At 73.1% G+C, this 3,879-nt stretch carries 2 protein-coding genes; both read left to right on the plus strand.

Annotation, left to right across the window (positions count from 1 at the left end):
- The coding region (locus ACWGIU_RS32175; protein ID WP_453711639.1) for a Pls/PosA family non-ribosomal peptide synthetase at window positions 1–2,303 on the plus strand (2,303 nt) is incomplete at its 5' end.
- Between the two features lie 95 nt (window positions 2,304–2,398).
- Entirely contained in the window at window positions 2,399–3,769 is a 1,371-nt protein-coding gene (locus ACWGIU_RS32180; RefSeq protein WP_453711640.1) for a M1 family metallopeptidase, read from the plus strand.
- Window positions 3,770–3,879: the final 110 nt, after the last annotated feature.

Here is a 3,879-nt window from a genome sequence, read left to right on the forward strand (position 1 = left end):
GGGTCACCGTCACGGGCGCCGCCGACGACTTCTTCGCGATCGGCGGCGGCAGCCTCGCCGCCGCCCAGCTCACCACCCGGCTGCGCACCCGCTACCCGAGCGCGGCCGTCCTCGACATCTACCAGCAGCCCACCCTGCGCAAGCTGGCCCGGCACCTGGAGAAGTCCGCCCAGGGCGACGGCACGGCCCGCACGGTCGCACGGGTCCCGCTGCGCTCCCAGGTGGCCCAGTCGCTGCTGCTGATCCCGCTGTTCACCCTGGTGGGTCTGCGCTGGACGGTCGCCCTGCTGGCCCTGGGCAACGTGCTGCACCACTTCGGGCCCTACCCATGGGCGCCGACCGCCTCGTGGTGGCTCGTCGCCGCCGGAGCGCTGCTGCTCTTCAGCCCGCCCGGCCGCCTCGCGATCGCCGCCGGCGGCGCCCGCCTCCTGCTGCGCGGGGTGCGCGCCGGACGCCACCCGCGCGGCGGAAGCGTTCACCTGCGGCTCTGGACGGCCGAACGGCTCGCCGAATGCGTGGGCGCCACGTCCCTCACCGGTTCCTGGCTGGAACGCTACGGCCGGGCCCTCGGTGCCAAGATCGGCCCTGAGGTGGACCTGCACTCTCTGCCCCCCGTCACGGGCATGCTCAAACTCGGCCGCGGCTGCGCCGTGGAGTCCGAGGTCGACCTCTGCGGCCATTGGCTGGACGGGGACCACCTGGAGATCGGCGCGATCAAGGTGGGCGCGGGCGCGGTGGTCGGCACCCGCAGCATCCTCTTCCCCGGCGCGCGGGTCGGAAAGCGCGCGGAGGTGGTCCCCGGCTCCGCTGTCGTCGGACAGATCCCGACCGGCCAGCGCTGGGCAGGCGCACCCGCCGGAAAGCTCGGCAAGGCCAAGCACAGCTGGCCCAAGGAACGCCCGTCGCGCGGACTCCCCTGGCGGGCCGCCTACGGAGCGGCCGGCTTCGGCCTCACGGTGCTGCCCGTGCTCGCCGCCCTGCCCGCCCTGCTCGTCGTCAGCCGTTTCGTCCCCGCCGGCGCCGGGCTCGCCGAAGCACTGCGCGGAGCACTGCTCGCCGTGGTGCCCGCGGCGCTCGCCTACGGGCTCGCGTACGCGGCTCTGCTGCTGGTCTCCGTACGCCTGCTCAGCCTCGGTCTGCGGACCGGCACCCATCCGACGCACAGCAGGATCGGCTGGCAGGCCTGGACGGTCACCCAGCTGATGGACCTGTCCCGAGAAACGCTCTTCCCGCTGTACGCAGGGCTGATCACACCGGTGTGGCTGCGGTTGCTCGGCATGAAGATCGGCCGGGGCGCCGAGGTGTCCACCGTACTCGCCCTGCCCAGCCTCACCACCGTCGGCGAGGGCGCCTTCCTGGCCGACGACACCCTGACCGCCCCCTACGAACTCGGCGGCGGCTGGATGCGCATCGGACACTCCGAGATCGGCCGCCGGGCCTTCCTCGGGAACTCCGGCATGACCGCCCCGGGCCGCACCGTGCCGGACGACGGGCTGGTCGGCGTCCTGTCCGCCACTCCGAAGAAGGCCAAGAAGGGCAGCTCCTACCTGGGGCTCCCGCCGGTGCGGCTGCCCCGGTCCACCGCGGGCGCCGACCAGAGCCGGACGTACGAGCCGCCCGCGCGGCTGTTGTGGGCGCGCGGCCTCGTCGAGCTGTGCCGGCTCGTCCCGGTGTTCTGCTCGGCCGCCCTGGCCGTGCTGACCGCGGCCGCGCTCTGCGCACTGAGCACACGGAGCGGTCCGGGGATCTGGGGAGCCGCGCTGCTCTCCGGAGCGGTCCTGCTCACCGCCGGCGCGGCCGCCTGCGCGGTCGCGGTGACCGCCAAATGGCTGCTCGTGGGCCGGCACCGGACGGGGGAGCACCCGCTGTGGAGCGGCTTCGTGTGGCGCAACGAACTGGCCGACACCTTCGTGGAGGTCCTGGCCGTGCCCTGGCTGGCCGGATCGGTGCCCGGCACGCCGGTGCTGGCCCTGTGGCTGCGTGCGCTCGGCGGCCGGATCGGCCGGGGCGTGTGGTGCGAGAGCTACTGGCTGCCCGAGACCGACCTGGTCGTGCTCGGGGACGGGGTCAGCGTGAACCGCGGCTGTGTGTTGCAGACACACCTCTTCCACGACCGGATCTTGAGGACGGATACTGTGGTGCTCCATGAGGGCGCCACCCTGGGCCCGGGCGGAATCGTCCTGCCCGGGAGCACTGTGGGGGCCCGCAGCACACTGGGCCCCGCATCCCTCGTGATGGCCGGGGAATCCGTCCCCGCCGACACCCGCTGGCTGGGCAATCCGATCGAGGCATGGCGGTCCTGACCGGGCCGTCCGCGCCCCGGCGGGCAGCAGGGCGGCACCGGCACACCGGTACACCAGCACGTCGTACGAGCACAGCGCAGGGAGCGGAAGCGGCAGTGAGCGGCCAGAGAACAGAGCCATCGGACCCGTACTTCCCTGCCAACGGAGACTCCCGTTACCGAGTGCACCGGTACGAACTCGCTCTGGAATACCGCCCCGGACCCAACCGGCTCGCCGGCACGGCCCGGCTCAGCGCGATCGCCGGGCGGGCGCCGCTCGCCGAGTTCCACCTGAACCTGGCCGAATTCAGAACAGGCCGGGTCCTGGTGAACGGCCGGACGCCGCAGTACACCCACCGCGGCGGCAAACTCCGTGTCCGCCCGGCCAAGCCGCTGCCCGGCGGCTCCGCCTTCACCGTCGAGGTGCACTGGGCGGGCAACCCCAAGCCGGTACGCAGCCCTTGGGGCGGCCTCGGCTGGGAGGAACTGACCGACGGCGCGCTGGTGGCCAGCCAGCCCGTCGGCGCGCCCTCCTGGTACCCGTGCAACGACCGGCCCGCCGACAAGGCCTCGTACCACATCTCGGTCAACACGCCATCCCCCTACACGGTCGTGGCCGGCGGCCGACTGCTCACGCGCACGACGAAGGCCAGCACGACCACCTGGGTCTACGAGCAGTCCGCGCCGACCTCCAGCTATCTGGTGGGCCTGTCCATCGGCATGTACCAGACGGTGCTCCTCGGTGACCCCGGCCTCGGCGGCGTACCGCAGAGCGCGCATGTGCCGGCGCACCTGCTGCCGCGGTTCTCCCGCGACTTCGCCCGGCAGCCCGCCATGATGCGCCTGTTCGAGGAACTCTTCGGGCCCTACCCCTTCGGCGAGTACGCGGTGGTCGTCGCCGACGAGGAACTGGACGTCCCCGTGGAGGCGCAGGGCCTGTCCCTGTTCGGCGCCAACCACGTGGACGGCGTCCGCGGCTCGGAACGCCTCATCGCCCACGAGCTCGCGCACCAGTGGTTCGGCAACAGCGTGACCATCGCCGACTGGCGGCACATCTGGCTGAACGAGGGCTTCGCGAAGTACGCCGAATGGCTCTGGTCGGAACGCTCCGGCGGCCGCACCGCACACGAGCTGGCGGCCGCCGCACACCGGCTGCTGTCCTCGCAGCCGCAGGACCTGCGGCTCGCCGACCCCGGCCGCAAGCTGATGTTCGACGACCGCCTGTACCAGCGCGGCGGCCTCACCGTGCACGCCATCCGCTGCGCGCTGGGCGACGGCGCGTTCTTCCGCATGCTGCGTGACTGGGCCACGGTGCACCGGCACGGGGTGGTGTCCACCGTGACCCTCACCCACCACGTCTCCCGCTACACGGTCGAGCCGCTGGACGACCTGTTCACCGCCTGGCTGCACGCCCCGGCCCTTCCACCACTGCCGACGCCGCCCCGGCCCCCGATACCGGCGCGGCCCGGATACCCCCCCGGCGCCTAGGCCGTCTCTTTCGGATCTTGTCGGCCGAGTCCGCGGCGTCCGGTGCCGTGCCCGGCAAGGCGGAGGGGCTCCCTGTGTGCTGGACGTACTCGGGCGCCCCGACAACGCGG

The sequence above is a fragment of the Streptomyces sp. NPDC054840 genome (assembly GCF_053611065.1).